Source organism: Streptomyces sp. NPDC090106 (assembly GCF_044747265.1).
Lineage (GTDB): Bacteria > Actinomycetota > Actinomycetes > Streptomycetales > Streptomycetaceae > Streptomyces.
Genome location: NZ_JBIVDS010000029.1, coordinates 1 through 19,334, shown reverse-complemented (window position 1 = coordinate 19,334; position 19,334 = coordinate 1). Strand labels below are relative to the sequence as shown.

Genomic DNA, 19,334 nt, shown 5'->3' with positions numbered 1-19,334 from the left:
TCAGTCGACGGCCTCCACGGCGACGGTGCCTTCCGTGCCGCCGGCCATGGCGAGGCCCAGCGTCCGTTCGTCCGCCTCGGTCTTGTCGTACGACGCCGTGATCCGGCCCTCGTACATGACCAGCACCCGGTCGGCCAGGCCGCGGATCTCGCTCAGTTCGGCCGAGACGAGCAGGACGGCGTGACCGGCGTCGCGGTAGGCGACGAGCTGGTCGTGGATGTTCTGGATGGCGCCGATGTCGACGCCGCGGGTGGGCTGCTCGACCAGCAGCAGCGGTGCCTCGTGGGCGAGTTCGCGGCCGATCAGCAGCTTCTGGAGGTTGCCGCCGGACAGCGCGGACGCGGGCACCTCGGGCGCCGACGCCTTGACGCCGAACCGCTCGACGAGCCGCACCGCGTGCTCGCGCACCACCGCGGGCGGCAGGATGCCGCGCCGGGACAGGCTCGTGCGGTGGTGGCCCATGGCGAGGTTGTCGGCGACGGACGCGGCGGGTGCCGTACCGACCGCGTGCCGGTCCTCGGGGACGTACGCCAGGCCCTGGGCGCGGCGTTCGGTGGCCGAGGCGTGGGTGATGTCCCGTCCTTGCAGGGTGACCTGCCCGGAGGTGACCGCGCGCAGCCCGGCCAGCGCCTCGATCAGCTCGCTCTGGCCGTTGCCCGCGACGCCCGCGATGCCGACGATCTCGCCCGCGCGCACGGTGAGGTCCGCCGCGCGCACGCCGTCGGTGCCGAGCCCGGTGACGCCCAGGACGACGTCGCCCGGGGTGCCCGGGGCGTGGACGCGGTCCAGTTCGACCGAGCGGCCGGTCATCGCGGCGGCGATCTCGCCGGCCGAGGTCTCGGCCGTGACCAGCCGGGCGACCACCCGGCCGTCGCGCAGGACGGTCACGCGGTCGCTGCCTTCGAGGACCTCGCGGAGCTTGTGGGTGACGAGGATCACCGTCCGGCCCTGCGCGGTCAGCGACTTGAGGACGGCGAACAGGGCGTCCGCCTCGGCCGGGGTGAGCACGGCCGTCGGCTCGTCGAGGATCAGCGTGCGGGCACCGCGGTGCAGCAGCTTGAGGATCTCCACACGCTGGCGCAGACCGACCGGCAGATCGCCGACGCGCGCGTCCGGGTCCACGGCCAGCCCGTGCTCCTCTGCCAGCTCCCGCACCCGGCGCCGGGCGGCGGCCCGGTCCACCAGGCCGAAGCGGCGCGGCTCGGCGGCGTAGACGACGTTCTCCGCCACGCTCAGCGAGTCGAACAGCTTGAAGCTCTGGTGGACCATGCCGAGGCCCGCGGCCATCGCGTCGCCCGGGCTCGCGAAGTCCACGGCCCGTCCGCCGATGTGCACGGAACCGGCGTCGGCGCGCGTCATGCCGTACAGGATCGACATGAGCGTGGACTTGCCGGCGCCGTTCTCGCCCATGAGGGCGTGGATCTCGCCGGCGCGGACGGTCAGGTCGACGGCGTCGTTGGCGAGGGTGCCGGGGAACCGCTTGGTGATTCCCCGGAGCTCCACCGCCGGTGCGGACGCCGTCGGGCCGTCCGCCGCCGGATCAGCTTGCGGCGGGATCATCGACGGTCAGCTTCCCGGCCACGATCTGGTCGCGCAGTTCCTTCACCTTGGTGAGGACGTCCTTGTGGTCCGCGATCACGCACTGCGAGGAGTCGACGCCGTCCTCAAGACCGGTCAGGCTGATGCCGCCCTCCTTCAGACCGTAGGAGACGGTGCCGGTCTTGCCCGCGAGGACCGACTCGATGCCCTTCTGGACGGCGACGTCCGTGCGCTTGATCACGTTGTCGACGACCGTGCCGGGGGAGGAGGTGCACTGGTTGACGTCGACGCCGTACGCGTAGGCGCCCTTGGCCTTGGCGGCCTCGAACACGCCGTAGTTGCCCGCCGCGGCGGCGGCCATGATCTGGTCGGTGCCCTTGGAGAGCAGCGTGTTGGCCTGCTCCTTGGCGCGCGCCGAGTCGTCGAAGGGGGACTGGCCGCCGACGAAGCGGGTGTCCGCCGTCGTCTTCGGCGCGACCTTCTTGGCGCCGGCCGCGAACGGGTCGCTGTAGCGGCGGAACTGGGGCGTGTCGAGCACGTCCACCGCGCCGACCTTGCCGGACTCGCTCAGCAGACCCGCCTCGGCGCCCGCGAGGTAGACGCCCTCGTGCTCCCGGAAGACCGCGCAGGACACGTTCTTGAACGTCTTCGTCGTGCAGGCGTCGATGATCAGGAACTGCTGCTTCGGGTTCTTCTCCGCCTGCTGGGCGACGATGTCAGCGAACTCGAAGCCGACCAGCACGATGACGTCCGGCTTGGCGTCGACGGCCGCCTGGACGTTCTGCTGCTGGGACGCGGTGTCCGTGGACTGGTACACCTTCTGCGAACCGTCGTGTTCCTTCGCCGCGCTCTTCAGACCGGTGATGGCGAGCTTGAGGAACTCGTTCTGCCCCACCGCGTCCGGCGTGACGAGCGTGAACGACTTCCCGCTGCCGCTCGCGTCGGACGAGGAGTCGTTCTTGGCGGCGGCGTTGCAGGCGGTGGCCGCGGTGACCAGAAGGGCGGTGGCGGCGGCTATCTGCACGGTGCGGCGGGTTCTGCGGGACATCGGGGACCTTCCGGATACGGCAATGCGCGCCCCGGACGGGAGCGCGTGAGGGTGGGTGGATCGACACTGCGGGGACGGGTCAGCGTCGACAGCCGTCGCCGGCAAGCCGGCCGAAGTCGAGGAAACGGCGCCTGGTCAGCAACACGTCACTTCCTCCTTCGTCTCGGTCTGCGGACTGATTGTCCGGACAGTAGCACTCGTTTCCAGACAAGCGCTCACCTGTCTCGAACTGTGGTTCGCCCAGGTCATGTACGGTGTCCGTCACCACCGGAACATCAGGAGTCTCCCGAAATGTCCCAGGAACTGCGTGCCGTCGACTGGACCGGAGACGGCCTCGCCCTCATCGACCAGACGCTGCTGCCGCACCGCACCGAGACACGGAGTGTCCGCGATGTGGACACCCTGGTCGACGCGATCCAGCGCCTCGTCGTCCGCGGCGCCCCCGCGATCGGCGCGGCCGGTGCCTACGGCGTCGCCCTCGCCCTCGTGCAGGCGGAGCGCGAGCGCTGGACGGACGCCCAGGTCCGTGACGCCATCGCCCGCATCCGCGACGCCCGGCCCACCGCCGTCAACCTCATGGTCTGCGTCGACCGGGTCGCCGCGCGTCTGCCCGAGGGGCTCGACGCCGTCCTGGAGGAGGCCGCGGCCGTCCAGCGCGAGGACGTCGAGGCCAACCGCGCGATGGGTGCCTCCGGCGCCGACTGGCTGCTCGAAAAGGCGGGCACGGACCGGCCGTTGCGCATCCTCACCCACTGCAACACCGGCGCCCTCGCCACCGCCGGCTGGGGCACCGCCCTCGGCGTCATCCGCGAACTCCACGCCCGGGGACGGCTGGAGGTCGTCTACGCCGACGAGACGCGCCCCCTGCTCCAGGGATCACGGCTCACCGCCTGGGAGTTGGTCCAGGAGGGCATCGCGCACTACGTCCAGGCGGACGGCGCCGCCGCCGGCACCATCCTGCGCGGCCAGGTCGACGCGGCGATCGTCGGCGCCGACCGCATAGCGGCGAACGGCGACACCGCGAACAAGGTCGGCACGGTCGGCGTGGCCCTCGCCTGCGCGGACGCCGGCATACCCTTCCTGGTCGCGGCCCCCACCACCACCGTCGACCTGGACACCAAGACGGGCGACGAGATCCACATCGAGCTCCGCGGCGAGGACGAGGTCCTGGAGTGGGGCGGCGTCCGCACCGCGCCCGCCGAGTCGCGCGGCCACAACCCCGCCTTCGACGTCACCCCGGGCCGTCTGGTGACGGCCCTGGTGACCGAGCGGGGCGTCCTGGAGGTCTCGGCGGGCCAACTGCCCGGCGACCACCTCAGGTAGAGCCCGCCCGCGCCACACGCACACACACGAAGAGGGCCCCGCGTCACACGCACACACGAAGAGGGCCCCCGCTCGCCGCGGGGGCCCTCTTCCCGTACTCGCCCGCCTCAGCGCTGCGACAGCTCCAGCTCCAGCAGCCACTCCACCACTTCGGTGTGGTGCCGCGCCTGCCGGGGGTCGTCGCCCCACACGTACAGGCCGTGCCCGGCGACGACCACCGCGGGCATCCGGGGGTTGCGCGCCGCCTCCAGACGGTCGCCGAGCTCCTTCATGTCCTGGCTGTTGGCGATCACCGGCAGCGTCACCTCGACGTCGTGCGCGGGCTGCCCGACCCCCTTGAGCATCTCCACGTCCTTGAAGACGATCCCGCCCGGGTCGCGCCGCCCCATCGCCACGGAGGCGACCGTGTGGACGTGCACCACGGCACCGGCGCCCGTCAACGCGGCCACGCGCGCGTGCAGTTCGGCCTCCGCGGACGGCCTGCCGCCCTGGACGGCGGCACCCTGGCCGTCGACCAGCACCACGTCCGCCGGGGTCAGCTCACCCTTGTCGTGGCCGCTGGCGGTCACGGCCAGCCGCAGCGGGTCGCGGGAGAGCACCACGGAGAGGTTGCCGGAGGTGCCCCGCATCCAGCCGAAGGAGGCGAAACGGGCGGACTCGGCGGCCAGGACCGCCCCCGCCTGCTCCAGGTCGACTGCGGTGATCTCGGCGGTCATGCGGTGCTCCCGGTGGTGCTGGTCGTGCTGACGGTGATCTCGTCGAACGTCCCCGCCTCGGCGTGGTCGCCGACACCCTGGTCGAAGTACGGCTCCCCGGGCCGCCGGACGCCCACCGCGTGCCAGCCGGCCGCGCGGGCCGCGTCCAGCTCGCCGGGGCGGTCGGAGAGGAAGAGGAGCCTCGACGGCTCGATGCCGGCCGCCTCGGCGATGCGGCGGTACGACGCCGCGTCCTGCTTGGGGCCGGCGTTCTCGGTGTCGTACAGCCCCGAGACGAGCGGTGTCAGATCGCCCTCGGGGCTGTTGGTGAACCACGCCCGCTGGGCGGCGACCGAGCCGGAGGAGTAGACGTACAGGCGGGTGCCCGCGGTGTGCCAGGCACGCAGGCGCGGGACGACGTCGTCGTAGAAGTGCGAGACGAGGTCGCCGCGGGCGAAGCCCTCGGACCAGATGACGCCCTGGAGCGTCTTGAGCGGGGTGGCCTTGCGGTCCTCGTCGAGCCAGGTGTTCAGGGTCTTCTCGACGGTCGCCGCGTCCGCGTCCGGATCGCCCAGCTCCTCGCGGACCTGGGCGACGGCGCGCGCCACGTCCGGATCACCGCTCCGCTCGGAGAGCAGCGCGCCGAAACGGGAGCGCGAGTACGGGTAGAGCACGTCGACCACGAAGCCGGTGGCGCTCGTGGTGCCCTCGATGTCGAGCACCACGGCGTCCACGTCGTACACCAGGCTCATGCGGAGGCCTTGTCCGCCTCGTAGCCCGCCGCGATCGTGTCGTAGTCGGGGAAGCGGGAGGCGATCGGCGAGCCGGTGAAGCTGCCGATCCAGCCGTCCTCCTCGTGGAAGAAGCGGATCGCGGTGAAGGAGGGGCTGGTGCCCATGTCGAACCAGTGCGTGGTGCCGCGCGGCACGCCCAGCAGGTCGCCCTTCTCGCAGAACACCGCGTGCACCTCGCCGCCGGCGTGCAGATAGAAGATGCCGGAGCCGGAGACGAAGAAGCGGACCTCGTCGTCGTCGTCGTGCGTGTGCTCCTGGAGGAACTTCTCGCGCGCGGCCTTCGCCTTGGCGGGGAACTCCGGGTCGTCGCTCGGGTGCAGACCGAGGACGTCGACCGTGGTGAAGCCCTCCTCGGCGTTCAGCTTCTCGATCTCCGGGCCGTACGCCGCGAACACGGTGTCGCTGTCCGCGTCGAACGGCACGTCCTCGCGGATCGGCCACTGCTCGTAGCGCACACCGAGCGGCCTGAGGGCCTCGGCGATCTCGGCGGGGGACGAGGTACGGCGGACCAGGGTCTCGGGGCCGGACTCGGACCAGGTCGTCAGCAGGGTCATGGAACAACTCCAGGCTTCTGGAAGGGACGTCCGGATACCGAGACAAGCACCGGAAGGGCGGCAGAGGAAGAGGGGCGGCGGTGAGACGGGCGCAGTGGGTCGGTCAACCGCGACACAGAGCGCGGCAACAGCGGCGCACGCTGGGCATACGCATCGCTTTCGCGGCTGGTGTCGTCATCGGGGCCTCACTGTGCCGGGTCGGGTGCCGGTTTTCCGATGGTAACGCGCCCTGCCGGGGCGGCCAGGTGTGACCTAGTCGTTGTCTCACTACATGAGAAGGAATGTTCAGGCCTTTGACGAATGGCCGAATACGTTCTCATGATCTGTTCATGAAGACGCTGCTGCTCGTGCGGCGGCTGTACGTGGACCTGCTCCGGACGACCACGGCCAGCTGTCGCTGACCCCACCCGGAGCCTGTGCCCGCCCACCCTCTGCGCGGTGGCGTGCGCCGTGTCGTCCCCTCCCCTCGCTCCGGGCCCGGAACCCCTCCCCGTCATCCCCTCCGCACCGCCCCCTCTGGAGCCCGCTGATGTCCCGCACCCGCCTGCCCCTCGCCGCGCTGTCCCTGGCCTCCCTGTCGGCGCTGGTCCTCTCGGGCTGCGCGCAGTCCACCGACGCGTCGAAGAACACCGGCGACACCGCCGCCTCCGCGTCGGCGGCCACGGGCAAGAAGCCCGCCCCCTTCAGCGACGGCGCCGTCAAGGTCGCCCTGGTCCGCCAGAGCGGCGCCGGCGACTACTTCGAGCAGTGGGGCAACGGCGCCAAGGCGCAGGCCAAGGCCCTCGGCATCGACCTGACCGTGTACGACGCCCAGGCCGACAACGCCAAGCAGGCCACCGACCTGTCCTCGGCCATCAACTCCGGCGCGCAGGCGATCATCGTCGACCACGGCTTCCCCGCCACCATCCAGCCCGAGATCGACAAGGCCGTGAAGAAGGGCGTCAAGGTCGTCGTCTACGACGTCGAGACCGACACCGACGGCGTGGTGAGCACCAAGCAGGACGACGCGAGCATGGCCCAGGCCGTCCTCGACGTCATGGGCCAGGAACTCGGCAAGGACGCCAAGGTCGGCTACGTCAACGTCGCCGGCTACGCCGCCCTCGACAAGCGGGACTCGGTCTGGAAGACCGCCGTCGACGACCATGCCTGGAAGCAGGAGTTCAAGGTCGGCAAGGTCACCGACTCCACCGCCACCGACAACGTCCCCCTCGTCTCCGCCGCGCTCACCCAGCACGGCGACGTGGCGGGCGTCTTCGCCCCCTACGACGAGCTCGCCAAGGGCACCGTCCTCGCCGTCCAGAACAAGAAGCTCCAGGACAAGGTGAAGGTCTTCGGCGCGGACGTCTCCAACGCCGACATCCAGCAGATGACCGCCGCGGACAGCCCCTGGGTCGCCACCGCCGGCACCGACCCCTCCGCCGTCGGCGCCGCCGTCGTCCGCACCACCGCGCTGGAACTGGCCGGACAGCTGAACAAGACCTCCGTGGAGTTCCCGGCCGTCGCCATCACCCAGAAGTTCCTGCGCGAGAAGAAGATCGCCAACATGGACCAGCTGCGCGAGGCGCTGCCCGCGCTGAACCTCTCCCAGGTCTCCACCGCCGACTGGATCTCCAATGTCGCCCACTGACACGGCGGTCGCCGCGGTCTCCCTGACCGACGTCAGCATGGCCTTCGGCGGCAAGACCGTCCTGGAGTCCGTCTCGCTGGACATCGCACCGGGCAGCGTGGTCGCGCTGCTCGGCGCGAACGGCGCCGGCAAGTCCACCCTGATCAAGATCCTGTCGGGTGTGCACACCGGCCACGGCGGACAGGTGCGGGTCGCGGGGGAGCCCGCGGTGCTCCAGTCACCGCTCGCCGCCCGCCAGCTCGGCATCCAGACCGTGCACCAGCGCATCGGCGAGGGCATCGTGCCCGGCCTCTCCGTCGCCGAGAACCTGGTCTTCGAGGAGCTGGCCCAGCAGCGCGGCAACCCCTTCCTCAACGGCCGCCGCCTGCTGGAGCGGGCCCGCGAGATCCAGGCGGGCCTCGACCTCGGCTGGAGCGACGCCGTCCTCAAGCGGGACGTCACCGAACTGGGCCTCTCCGACCGTCAGTTGCTGATCCTCGCCCGCGCTCTGGTCACCCGGCCCCGCCTGCTCGTCCTGGACGAGCCCACCTCCGCGCTCTCCGCCGCCGAGGCGGAACGCCTCTTCGGGCTCGTCGAGCGGATGCGCGCCGACGGCATCGCCGTCCTGTACGTCTCCCACCGCCTCGGCGAGATCGACGCCCTCGCCGACCGGCTGGTCGTCCTGCGGGACGGGCGTCTCACCGAGGACCAGAGCAAGCCGTTCGACTGGGACGCGGCGCTGCGGGCGATGCTCGCGCAGGCCCACGAGGCGACGACCGCCCGCCCCGTCCGGGAGGGCGCGTCCGGCGACGTGGCCCTGTCCCTGCGCGGCGTCCGGCTCTTCGAGGGGCGCGCCCCCCTCGACCTCGACCTGCGCACCGGCGAGGTCACCGGCGTCGTCGGCCTGCTGGGCGCGGGCAAGACCGAACTGGCGCGCGGCCTGTTCGGCGCCGAGCCCTTCACCACCGGCGCCGTCGAACTGGACGGCGCGGCCTACGCGCCCCGGCGCCCCGCCGACGCCATCCGCTCCCGCGTCCACCTCGTCCCCGAGGACCGGCACGCCGACGCGCTGGTCCCCGGGTGGTCGCTGGCCCAGAACATCTCGCTGCCGTTCCTGAAGTCGCTGTCCCGCGCGGGCCTCGTCCAGCGCTCCAGGGAGGACGCCCTGGGCCGCGACACCATCGAGGCCCTCGGCGTCGTCGCCCGCGACGAGCACAGCACCGTCGAGGAACTCTCCGGCGGCAACCAGCAGAAGGTCGTCGTCGGCCGCTGGCTCGCCGAGACCCCCCGTGTCCTCATCCTGGACGAGCCGTTCCGAGGCGTGGACATCGGAGCGCGCCGGGACATCGGCCGCCGCGCCCGCGCGCTCGCCGCCGAGGGCGCCGCCGTGCTCGTCCTGTCCGCCGACGTCGACGAGATCCTGGAGATCGCCGACCGGGTCGTCGTCCTGGCCGCCGGCGAGATCCACCTCGACGCGTACGGGGAAGCCGCCGAACGCGACCGCGTGATCCAGACCATCTCGGCGTCGGTGTGACGCCGGCTCAAGGAAGCCGCACCCCCATGACCAGCACTCAGAGCACCGAGGCCCCGGTGAAGGCGGCGACCCCGCCCGCCGCCACGGCCGTACGCGTCCAGAACGCCGTCATCAAGTACGGCTTCATCTTCGTGACGGTCGTGCTCTTCCTCTACTTCGCGCTGAGCGAGGGCTCCTTCCGCGAGTCGGCGACCCTCCTCGACACGCTCCGCTATGTCTCCGTCGCCGCCATCCTCGGTCTCGGCGTCACCCTCACCCTGGCCGTCGGCGGCATGGACATGTCCGTCGGCTCGGTGGCGGGCCTCGGTGTCTCCGTCGCCGCCCAGACGATGGTCGTCTACAATCAGATCGGCACCGTCGCCATCATCGCCGTCCTCGCGACGGGCGCCGTGGTCGGACTGCTCAACGCCCTGCTGATCGTCGTGCTGAAGATCCCCGACATGCTCGCCACCCTCGGCACCCTCTTCGTCATCCAGGGCCTCAAACTCGTCATGGTCGACGGCCAGTCCATCACCCCGGGCATGACCCTGGAGGACGGCACCACCGCCCCCGGCCGCTTCACCGACGGCTTCCTGCGCATCGACCGGGGCACCGTCCTAGGCATCCCCGTCTCCGTGCTGATCTTCGGCGGACTGACCCTCGCCGCCTGGGTGTTCCTCGCCCGCACCCGCTGGGGCCGCGTCCTGTACGCGATCGGCGCGAACCCCGAGGCGTCCCGGCTGGCCGGCATCCGCGTCGGCGCCTACCGGGCCCTGGCCTACGTCATCTCGGGCGTCCTCGCCTCCACCGGCGGCCTCATCCTCGCCTCCCGCATCGGCCAGGGCGACGTCAGCGCCGGCACCTCCCAGCTCCTGGAGGCCGTCGCGGTGGCCCTCGTCGGCACCTCCGTCCTCGGCCGGGGCCGCCCGAACGTCTGGGGCACCGCCCTCGGCGCGGTGCTCATCGGCATCATCACGACCGGCCTGACCATCAAGGGACTGCCGTACTACACCCAGGACGTCGTCGAGGGCGCGGTCCTCATCCTCGCCCTGGTGTTCAGCTTCACGCTCTCCAAGCGCCGCACGACCTGAGGAGAATGATGGGTTACCGCATCCTGGAGACCGAGGACATCCCGGCGTACCTGCGCGAGCGCGGCCACTGGACCGAGAGCGCCGACCCGGAGGTCCGCGAGGTCTCCGACGGCAACATGAACCGCGTCTTCCTCGCCGCGTCCGTCACCGGATCCCCCAGTCTCGCCGTCAAGCAGGCCCTGCCCTGGGTCCGTGTCGCCGGCCCGTCCTGGCCGATGAACCCCGACCGCGCGGACGCCGAGGCACGGGCCTACGACCAGGTCGCCCGCGTCGCCCCCGACAAGATCCCCGCGATCCACGGCTACGACCCCGAGAACTACGCCCTCGTCATGGAGGACATGTCGGACCTGGAGGTCCTGCGCACCCTCCTCAACGACGGTGCCTCCTACGGCCCGGACACCTCCGCCCGCATCGGTGAACTCGTCGCCCAACTCGCCTTCGCCACCAGCGACTTCGGCATGCCCTCCGCCGAACGCAAGGCGCTGATCGCCGCCTCCGTCAGCCCCGAGCTGTGCAAGATCACCGAGGACGTCGTCCTCTCCGAGCCCTACGTCGAGCACGAGCACAACCACTGGCACGAGGAACTGGACGACCTGGCGCGGGAGTTCCGCGCCGACACCCGGCTGCGCACCGAGGTCGCCGACCTCCGCCACACCTTCATGACCAGCGCCCAGGCCCTCCTCCACGGAGACCTCCACACCGGCAGCGTCATGGTCGGTGAACGCCAGGGCGCCCCCGTCGTCCGCGTCTTCGACCCCGAGTTCTCCTTCGTCGGCCCCATCGGCTACGACCTCGGCCTCTACTGGGCCAACACCCTCGTGTCCGCCGAACGCGCCCGCGCCCTGGGCCGCCTGACCGACCACGCGGACCAACTCCGCCTGTCCTGGGACGCCTTCGAGGCCGAGTTCCGCCGCCTGTGGCCGACCCGCGTCGACACCTTCTTCGACGACGCGTTCCTGGACCGCTTCCTGCGCCGCGTCTGGACCGACGCGATCGGCTACGCCGGCACCGAGATCGTCCGCCGCGTCATCGGCTTCGCCCACCTCACCGATCTGACCACCCTCCCGGACCCGGTCCCCGCCTCCCGCCGCACCCTGCTGCTGGGCCGGGAACTGATCGTGCGCCGCGAGGAGCTGACGGACCCGGCGGCGGTACGCGCGGCGGCGGACGCGACGGGCTGACGGCGCGGAGCGGCGCGAGTACTCTCCGGCCATGAAATCCGTCATCACCGGGATCGAACTGAGCCCGCCTCGGGTCCCCGGCCGTGACTGCAGCGCGCACGGGGGGAAGGGCCCGCACTGCACCAGCGAGTTGGCCGCCACTGTGACGCTCGCAGATGCGGGCAGCCCGCACATCGAGTGGGTCGTCTGCCGGTGGTGGATCGACCACGAACCGGACGTCGCCGCGTACCTGGCGGCCCACGGCCGCTGAAGCCCGCCGCGGCGGCGGCACGCGAAAGGGGCGGTTCCTCAGCGAGGAGCCGCCCCTGTCACGTCGTACCGGTCACTTCTTGTCGAGCACGTCCTGGACCTCGGAGCGGATCTCGTCCGTCGCCAGGCCCCGGATCGTCAGGGTCGTGCGGCGGCGCAGCACGTCGTCCGCGGTCTCGGCCCACTCGTTGTCCCGCGCGTAGACGACCTGCGCCCAGATCTCCGGGGCGTCGGGGTGCACGCGCCGGCCCAGCTCGGGGTTGTCGTTCGCCAGCCGCGCGATGTCGAAGGCGAGCGAACCGTAGTGCGTGGCCAGGTGCTTGGCGGTGTCGGCGGCCATGCGCGGGCCGGGCGCCGGGTTGTCCACCAGCAGCCGGTGGGCCACCGCGCGCGGGTTGGCGACACCCGGCAGCGGCAGCTTCTTCGGCAGCGAGGAGATCGGCTCGAAGTCGTCGCCGAGCGGGTGACCCGGCAGCGCCTCCAGCTTCTGCATCACCGTGCGCCCGATGTGCCGGAACGTCGTCCACTTGCCGCCCGCGACGGACAGCATCCCGCCCCGGCCCTCCGTGACGACCGTCTCCCGCTTGGCCTTCGCCGTGTCACCGGGCCCGCCCGGCAGCACCCGCAGCCCCGCGAACGCGTAGGTGATCAGGTCACGGTCGAGCTGCTGGTCCCGGATGGAGAACGCGGCCTCGTCCAGGATCTGCGCTATGTCCTTCTCGTTGACCGAGACATCCGCCGGGTCGCCCTCGAACTCCTCGTCGGTCGTGCCGAGGAGCAGCATGTCCTCCCACGGCAGCGCGAAGGTGATCCGGTACTTGTCGATGGGGGTCGCGAGCGCGGCCTTCCACGGCGCGGTCCGCTTCAGGACCAGATGCGCGCCCTTCGACAGCCGGATCGAAGGCGCCGCGTTCGGGTCCTCCATCCGGCGCAGGTGGTCCACCCACGGCCCGGTCGCGTTCAGCACCAGCCGGGCGCTGACACCGAACTCGTCACCGGAGAGCCGGTCGCGCAGCTCGGCACCGGTCACCCGGCCCTTGGTGAAGCGCAGACCGGAGACCTCGGCGTGGTTCAGCACCACGGCACCCGCCTCGACGGCCGCGCGGACCGTCATCAGTGCCATGCGCGCGTCGTTCATCTGGTCGTCGCCGTACACCGCGACGGCCTTGAGGTTGTCGGTGCGCAGCTCCGGCACGTCCTGCGCCGCCTTCGCGGGGGACAGGAGGTGGCCGACGCCGTCACCGAACGCGGAGAGCGCGGAGTAGGCGAAGACGCCCGCCCCGAGCTTCGCCGCGCCGTGCGGCCCGCCCTTGTACACGGGGAGGTAGAACGTGAGCGGGTTCGCCAGGTGGGGAGCCACCTGGCGGGAGACCGCACGGCGCTCGAAGTGGTTCTCCGCCACCAGCTTCACCGCGCCGGTCTGCAGATAGCGCAGACCGCCGTGGAGCAGCTTGGAGGAGGCGGAGGAGGTGGCGCCGGCGAAGTCACCGGCGTCGACCAGAGCCACCCTGAGGCCGGACTGCGCGGCGTGCCAGGCGGTGGAGATGCCCAGGATGCCGCCGCCGATCACGAGAAGGTCGTACGACGCCTTGGCGAGCTGCTCCCGGGTCTCGGCGCGGCTCGGGTTGGAGCCGGAGGCCGGGCGCGTACCGAGGGCAGGCACGGACTGCAGGGTGGACTGACTGGTCATTTCGGGTTCTTACTCCTCATCAGAGCCGACGGAGCCTTGGAGGGTGCTCGTCAGCTCTCGTCGTCCTCGAGCCAGCCCATGGTCCGCTCGACGGCCTTGAGCCAGCTCTTGTACTCACGGTCGCGGGTCTCCGCGTCCATGCGGGGGGTCCACTCGGCGGCCCGGCGCCAGTTGGCGCGCAGGTCGTCGGTGCTGGTCCAGAAGCCGACGGCGAGACCGGCGGCGTAGGCGGCACCGAGGCAGGTCGTCTCGGCGACCATCGGACGCACCACGGGCGCGTCCAGGAAGTCCGAGAGGGTCTGCATCAGCAGGTTGTTGGAGGTCATGCCGCCGTCGACCTTGAGGGCCGCGAGCTCGACGCCCGAGTCCTTGGTCATGGCGTCGGTGATCTCACGGGTCTGCCAGGCGGTCGCCTCCAGGACGGCACGCGCGAGGTGCGCCTTGGTGACGTACCGGGTCAGACCGGCGATCACACCACGGGCGTCGGAGCGCCAGTACGGGGCGAACAGACCGGAGAACGCGGGCACGAAGTACGCGCCGCCGTTGTCCTCGACCGAGAGCGCGAGCGTCTCGATCTCGGCGGCGGTGGAGATCAGGCCCATCTGGTCGCGCATCCACTGCACCAGCGAACCGGTGACCGCGATCGAGCCCTCCAGGGCGTAGACCGGGGCGTCGTCGCCGATGCGGTAGCCGACGGTGGTGAGCAGACCGGAGTAGGAGTTGATGATCTTCTCGCCGGTGTTCATCAGCATGAACGTGCCGGTGCCGTAGGTCGACTTGGCCTCGCCCTCGGCGAAACAGGTCTGGCCGAACAGCGCCGCCTGCTGGTCGCCGAGCGCCGAGGCGACCGGGATGCCGCCGAGCAGCTCGCCCAGGCTGCCGCCGGTGACCTCGCCGTAGACCTCGGCGGAGGAACGGATCTCCGGCAGCATCGACAGCGGGACGCCGATGGACTCGGCGATCTTCTCGTCCCACTCCAGCGTGTGCAGGTTCATCAGCATGGTGCGGGAGGCGTTGGTGACGTCGGTGTAGTGCTTGCCGCCGTCGACACCGCCGGTCAGGTTCCAGATGACCCAGGTGTCCATGGTGCCGAAGAGGATGTCGCCGGCCTCGGCGCGCTCGCGCAGGCCCTCGACGTTGTCCAGCAGCCAGCGGGCCTTGGGACCGGCGAAGTAGGAGGCCAGCGGCAGGCCGGTCTCGCGGCGGAAACGGTCCTGCCCGACGTTGCGGCCGAGCTCCTTGCACAGGGCGTCGGTGCGGGTGTCCTGCCAGACGATGGCGTTGTGGACGGGCTCACCGGTGTTCTTGTCCCAGAGCAGCGTGGTCTCGCGCTGGTTGGTGATGCCGATGGCCTTGATGTCGTCGCGGGTGATGCCGGCCTTCTGGATGGCTCCGGCGACGACTTCCTGGACGTTCGTCCAGATCTCGTTGGCGTCGTGCTCGACCCAGCCCGGCTTCGGGAAGATCTGCTCGTGCTCCTTCTGGTCGACGGAGACGATCCGGCCGTCCCGGTCGAAGACGATGCAGCGGCTGGACGTGGTGCCCTGGTCGATCGCGGCGATGAAGGGGCCGGCGGTGTGGGCGTCGGTCACGGTGTGCTCCTGGGGGTTTCCGTTGGTCATGGGGACTGTCTACGTCTCTACGACTGCTTCTACCGGCGTACTTACGCGAAAGCGACGTTGTAGATGCCTGCGGCGACGGCCGCGCCGATCAGCGGACCGGCGACGGGGATCCAGGCGTAGCCCCAGTCGGAACCGCCCTTGTTGGGCAGGGGCAGGAGGGAGTGGACGATACGGGGACCGAGGTCACGGGCCGGGTTGATCGCGTAACCGGTCGGGCCGCCGAGGGACAGACCGATCGAGACCACGACGAGCGCGGTGATCAGGGCGCCGAGGGTGCCGAGCCCCTTGCCGTCGCCGTTCAGGCCCTGGGTGAGGACGGCCAGGACCAGCACCATCGTGCCGATGACCTCGGTGGCGGTGTTCTGCCAGGGGACGCGGATCTCGGGGCCGGTGGAGAAGATGCCGAGCACCGGGCCCGCACCCTTCTCGCGGGCCTCGACGGCCTTCGCCTTGGTGGCGGGGTCTCCGACGATCTCCTTGTCGGTGAGGTGCGCGTGGAACTGGCCGTAGTACGCGATCCAGACGAGCGCCGCGCCGATCATGGCGCCGAGCAGCTGACCGCCCCAGTAGACCGGGACGTCGCTCCAGGGGATGCCGTCCTTCTTGATCGCGAGCGCGAGGGTCACGGCCGGGTTCAGGTGGGCGCCGGAGAGCGGCGCGGAGGTGTAGACGGCCGTGAGAACGGCGAAACCCCACCCGAAGGTGATGGCGAGCCAACCGGCGTTACGGGCCTTGGAGGCCTTCAGCGTGACGGCGGCGCACACGCCACCGCCCAGCAGGATGAGTATGGCGGTACCGATGGTCTCGCCGATGAAGATGTCGGAGCTGGACACCCGCGACTCCTTTGTCCTTCGTCCAGGGGACGAACCCCGGGTCCCACCGGTGGTTCGCGTTGCCCTCGGGGGTGAGAGCGATGGTGCGGCCCTGGCGTTGTCACACTCTAACGCGTATTGCCGGTAGGTGTTCGACAATGCCGACCGATGGACGGGAGTCTTTCTCCGGGGTTACGTGCGCGTCAAGAGTTCTGTTATCGAAAACGCGATCGTTATTGATTGCTGTGAGCTATCGATCCTCGGGTGGGGCCCGGGACGACTCCGGTCCGATATGTCCGCTTAAGGGTATGCCGAAGGCCGGAACGTCGTACCGACGTCCCGGCCCGCTCTTACCTACTTCTCTCCGACGGCTCCCGCAGGTCCCGGGGGAGCGCGCGCCTCAGAAGCGCCCGGCGCCCAGATCCCGAGACACCGCGCGGGCGCAGTCCCGCACCGCGGCGATCACCTCGGGACGCAGCTCGCCGTCCCGCGCCAGCCGCTCCACCGCACCCGTGATCCCGACCGCGCCGACCGGCATCCGCCGCCGGTCATGGATCGGCGCCGCCACCGAGGCCACGCCCTCCCACGTCTCCTCGACGTCCGCCGCATAGCCCCGCGCGCGCGTGATGTCCAGGACGTTCTCGAAGGCCCCCAGCTCGAACACCGTGCGATCGGTGAACGGCTTGCGGTCCGACTCCACGGCCTCGCTGTGCGCCACCGGGTCGTACGCCGACAGGACCTTGCCCAGCGCCGTGGAGTGCAGCGGCTGCATCGCCCCGATCTCCAGCACCTGCCGGCTGTCGTCCGGCCGGAAGACGTGGTGCACGATCAGCACGCCCTGCTGGTGCAGCACGCCCAGATAGACGCTCTCCCCGCTCGACCTGGCCAGATCGTCCGTCCACACCAGGGCGCGCGCCCGCAGCTCGTGCACGTCCAGATAGGTGGTGCCCAGGCGCAGCAGCTCCGCGCCCAGCTGATACCGCCCCGAAGCCTCGTCCTGCTCCACGAACCCCTCCAGCTGGAGGGTCCGCAGGATGCCGTGCGCGGTGCCCTTGGCGAGACCGAGCGCCGAGGCGATGTCCGAGAGGCCCAGTCGCCGCTCGCCGCCCGCGAGCAGCCGCAGCATCGCGGCCGCCCGTTCGAGCGACTGGATGTTCCGTGCCATCGCCGTCCTGCCTCCGTCCCCTTCGACAGCCGATTGTCGCGGCGTCGCTGCCTGTGCTCCGGTGCCGTCGCCGCCGCTCCGGGCGGTGTCGCCACCGTTTCGACTTCGCTGCCGTCGTTCGGCAATGTCGAACACTACTAGTCCATACCGACCGACCGCCAACGGTCCGACGTCACCTTCACGTCACCCCTCGGTCGTACGTACACCACTCGTATCCCGTGAGTGACCTGCACATCATCCACGTCCGGCCCGTGGACTCCCCGACCATCCGCCGTCGGTCCCGGCTACCCTGGCGGCGTGCGTCCGCTGTGGGAAGCCCTGAGGCACCCTTGGCAGGACGCAAAGCCGACAGCCGTCGCACCTCAAGGGAGCCCCTTTCATGGCCTCGTCGCCAACGACCCCTTCCGCCGACAGCCGGACCCGAGCGTCCGCTCTCCGCGAGGCACTCACCACCCGGGTGGTGGTCGCCGACGGTGCCATGGGCACCATGCTCCAGGCACAGGACCCGACGATGGAGGACTTCGAGCAGCTTGAGGGCTGCAACGAGATCCTCAACATCACGCGCCCCGACATCGTGCGCTCGGTCCACGCCGAGTACTTCGACGCGGGTGTGGACTGTGTCGAGACGAACACCTTCGGCGCCAACCTCACCGCGCTGGGCGAGTACGACATTCCCGAGCGCGTCCACGAACTGTCGGAGGCCGGCGCCCGCGTGGCGCGTGAGACCGCCGACGAGTACACGGCCCGTGACGGCCGGCAGCGCTGGGTCCTGGGCTCCATCGGCCCCGGCACCAAGCTCCCCACCCTCGGCCACACCACCTTCACGGCCATCCGCGACGCCTACCAGCAGAACGCCGAGGGCCTCCTCGCCGGCGGCGCCGACGCACTCCTCGTGGAGACCACCCAGGACCTCCTCCAGACCAAGGCCTCCGTCCTGGCCGCCCGCCGCGCCATGGACATCGCCGGCTATGAGGTCCCCCTGATCGTGTCGGTGACGGTCGAGACCACCGGCACGATGCTGCTGGGTTCCGAGATCGGCGCCGCGCTGACGGCTCTAGAACCGCTCGGCATCGACATGATCGGCCTGAACTGCGCCACGGGACCGGCGGAGATGAGCGAGCACCTGCGCTACCTCTCGCGCCACTCCCGCATCCGCCTGTCGTGCATGCCTAACGCCGGTCTGCCCGTCCTGACCAAGGACGGCGCCCACTACCCGCTCGGCGCCCCGGAACTCGCCGACGCGCAGGAGAACTTCGTCCGCGACTACGGCCTGAACCTCGTCGGCGGCTGCTGCGGCACGACCCCGGAGCATCTGCGCCAGGTCGTCGAACGCGTCCGGAACCTGACCCCCACGGAGCGCCACCCGCGCCCCGAGCCGGGTGCCGCCTCCCTGTACCAGACGGTCCCGTTCCGTCAGGACACCTCTTACCTGGCGATCGGTGAGCGGACGAACGCGAACGGGTCGAAGAAGTTCCGTGAGGCGATGCTGGAGGCGCGCTGGGACGACTGCGTGGAGTTGGCGCGGGACCAGATCCGTGAGGGTGCGCACATGCTGGACCTGTGTGTGGACTACGTGGGCCGTGACGGTGTCGCGGACATGGAGGAGCTGGCGGGCCGTTTCGCCACCGCCTCCACCCTCCCGGTCGTGCTGGACTCCACGGAGGTGGAGGTGATCCGGGCGGGGCTGGAGAAGCTGGGTGGGCGTGCGGTCATCAACTCGGTGAACTACGAGGACGGTGACGGGCCGGAGTCGCGGTTCGCGAAGGTGACCGGGCTGGCGCGGGAGCATGGTGCCGCGTTGATCGCGCTGACGATCGACGAGGAGGGTCAGGCGCGGACGGTGGAGAAGAAGGTCGAGATCGCCGAGCGGCTGATCGACGATCTGACGGGGAACTGGGGGATCCTGGAGTCGGACATCCTCATCGACACCCTGACCTTCACGATCTGCACGGGTCAGGAGGAGTCGCGGGGTGACGGTGTCGCGACGATCGAGGCGATCCGTGAGCTGAAGCGTCTCCATCCGGATGTCCAGACGACTTTGGGTCTGTCGAACATCTCGTTCGGTCTGAACCCGGCCGCCCGTATTCTGCTCAACTCGGTGTTCCTGGACGAGTGTGTGAAGGCGGGGCTGGATTCGGCGATCGTGCATGCCTCGAAGATCCTGCCGATCGCCCGGTTCAGCGAGGAGGAGGTGTCCACCGCCCTGGATCTCGTCTACGACCGGCGTGCCGAGGGGTATGACCCGCTGCAGAAGCTGATGGCTCTGTTCGAGGGGGCCACGGCCAAGTCGTTGAAGGCGGGCAAGGCGGAGGAGCTGGCGGCGCTGCCGCTGGAGGAGCGCCTGAAGCGGCGGATCGTCGACGGCGAGAAGAACGGCCTGGAGGCCGACCTCGACGAGGCCCTGACGACGACGCCCGCCCTGGACATCGTCAACAACACGCTGCTGGACGGC

Annotated in this window: 16 protein-coding genes; 7 read left to right on the top strand and 9 right to left on the bottom strand. The window is 70.7% G+C overall.

Annotation, left to right across the window (positions count from 1 at the left end; translation table 11 throughout):
- Complete coding sequence (locus ACIPSE_RS45630; RefSeq protein WP_401675801.1) at nucleotides 1-1,560, bottom strand: ABC transporter ATP-binding protein; 1,560 nt, start codon at nucleotides 1,558-1,560, stop codon at nucleotides 1-3.
- Nucleotides 1,541-2,587, bottom strand: a complete 1,047-nt coding sequence (locus ACIPSE_RS45625) for a BMP family ABC transporter substrate-binding protein (protein ID WP_401675799.1) — start codon at nucleotides 2,585-2,587, stop codon at nucleotides 1,541-1,543. Before ACIPSE_RS45625 ends, ACIPSE_RS45630 begins: the two co-directional genes overlap by 20 nt.
- Before the next feature lie 291 nt (nucleotides 2,588-2,878).
- Here ACIPSE_RS45625 and mtnA point away from each other — a divergent pair, with 291 nt between their 5' ends.
- Nucleotides 2,879-3,910, top strand: coding sequence for an S-methyl-5-thioribose-1-phosphate isomerase (gene mtnA, locus ACIPSE_RS45620; RefSeq protein ID WP_401675797.1), 1,032 nt, complete (start codon nucleotides 2,879-2,881; stop codon nucleotides 3,908-3,910).
- Nucleotides 3,911-4,017: 107 nt separating this feature from the next.
- Here the strand turns inward: mtnA and mtnB are convergent, their stop codons facing one another.
- Genes mtnB through ACIPSE_RS45605 form a run of 3 tightly spaced genes read right to left on the bottom strand, consistent with a single transcriptional unit; the run spans nucleotide 4,018 to nucleotide 5,953 of the window.
- Nucleotides 4,018-4,626, bottom strand: a complete 609-nt coding sequence (gene mtnB / locus ACIPSE_RS45615; RefSeq protein ID WP_401675795.1) for a methylthioribulose 1-phosphate dehydratase — start codon at nucleotides 4,624-4,626, stop codon at nucleotides 4,018-4,020.
- Entirely contained in the window at nucleotides 4,623-5,357 is a 735-nt protein-coding gene (gene mtnC / locus ACIPSE_RS45610; protein ID WP_401675793.1) for an acireductone synthase, read from the bottom strand. The genes mtnB and mtnC overlap by 4 nt, the downstream gene beginning before the upstream one ends.
- On the bottom strand, nucleotides 5,354-5,953 hold the full coding sequence (locus ACIPSE_RS45605; protein ID WP_401675791.1) for a 1,2-dihydroxy-3-keto-5-methylthiopentene dioxygenase: 600 nt from the start codon (nucleotides 5,951-5,953) through the stop codon (nucleotides 5,354-5,356). Before ACIPSE_RS45605 ends, mtnC begins: the two co-directional genes overlap by 4 nt.
- Before the next feature lie 529 nt (nucleotides 5,954-6,482).
- On the opposite strand from ACIPSE_RS45605, the gene ACIPSE_RS45600 reads away from it, so the two are divergent.
- From ACIPSE_RS45600 to ACIPSE_RS45580, 5 genes are read left to right on the top strand one after another with little or no spacing between them, the layout of a single operon-like run.
- A complete protein-coding gene (locus tag ACIPSE_RS45600) occupies nucleotides 6,483-7,580 on the top strand; it encodes a substrate-binding domain-containing protein (protein WP_401675789.1) in 1,098 nt (365 codons plus the stop codon).
- Nucleotides 7,567-9,093 (top strand): sugar ABC transporter ATP-binding protein, encoded by a 1,527-nt coding sequence (locus ACIPSE_RS45595; RefSeq protein ID WP_401675787.1) that lies wholly within the window; start codon nucleotides 7,567-7,569, stop codon nucleotides 9,091-9,093. Before ACIPSE_RS45600 ends, ACIPSE_RS45595 begins: the two co-directional genes overlap by 14 nt.
- 26 nt (nucleotides 9,094-9,119) lie before the next feature.
- The gene (locus ACIPSE_RS45590; protein WP_401675785.1) at nucleotides 9,120-10,163 is read left to right on the top strand and encodes an ABC transporter permease; all 1,044 of its coding nucleotides are present in this window, start codon (nucleotides 9,120-9,122) and stop codon (nucleotides 10,161-10,163) included.
- Between the two features lie 8 nt (nucleotides 10,164-10,171).
- Complete coding sequence (gene mtnK / locus ACIPSE_RS45585) at nucleotides 10,172-11,344, top strand: S-methyl-5-thioribose kinase (protein ID WP_401675783.1); 1,173 nt, start codon at nucleotides 10,172-10,174, stop codon at nucleotides 11,342-11,344.
- Between the two features lie 31 nt (nucleotides 11,345-11,375).
- Entirely contained in the window at nucleotides 11,376-11,594 is a 219-nt protein-coding gene (locus ACIPSE_RS45580) for a hypothetical protein (protein WP_401675781.1), read from the top strand.
- Nucleotides 11,595-11,666: 72 nt separating this feature from the next.
- Here ACIPSE_RS45580 and ACIPSE_RS45575 read toward each other — a convergent pair whose 3' ends face one another.
- The 4 genes from ACIPSE_RS45575 to ACIPSE_RS45560 form a co-directional block, all read right to left on the bottom strand.
- Nucleotides 11,667-13,283: an FAD-dependent oxidoreductase gene (locus ACIPSE_RS45575; protein ID WP_401675779.1), complete on the bottom strand. Its 1,617-nt coding sequence runs from the start codon at nucleotides 13,281-13,283 to the stop codon at nucleotides 11,667-11,669.
- A 50-nt stretch (nucleotides 13,284-13,333) separates the two neighbouring features.
- A complete protein-coding gene (gene glpK / locus ACIPSE_RS45570; RefSeq protein ID WP_401675851.1) occupies nucleotides 13,334-14,875 on the bottom strand; it encodes a glycerol kinase GlpK in 1,542 nt (513 codons plus the stop codon).
- Nucleotides 14,876-14,946: 71 nt separating this feature from the next.
- A complete protein-coding gene (locus ACIPSE_RS45565) occupies nucleotides 14,947-15,738 on the bottom strand; it encodes an MIP/aquaporin family protein (protein ID WP_401675777.1) in 792 nt (263 codons plus the stop codon).
- Between the two features lie 379 nt (nucleotides 15,739-16,117).
- The gene (locus ACIPSE_RS45560) at nucleotides 16,118-16,882 is read right to left on the bottom strand and encodes an IclR family transcriptional regulator (RefSeq protein WP_401675775.1); all 765 of its coding nucleotides are present in this window, start codon (nucleotides 16,880-16,882) and stop codon (nucleotides 16,118-16,120) included.
- 379 nt (nucleotides 16,883-17,261) lie between these two features.
- Between ACIPSE_RS45560 and ACIPSE_RS45555 the strand changes: the two genes are divergently transcribed.
- On the top strand, nucleotides 17,262-19,334 hold a 2,073-nt coding region (locus ACIPSE_RS45555; protein WP_401675773.1), incomplete at its 3' end, for a homocysteine S-methyltransferase family protein.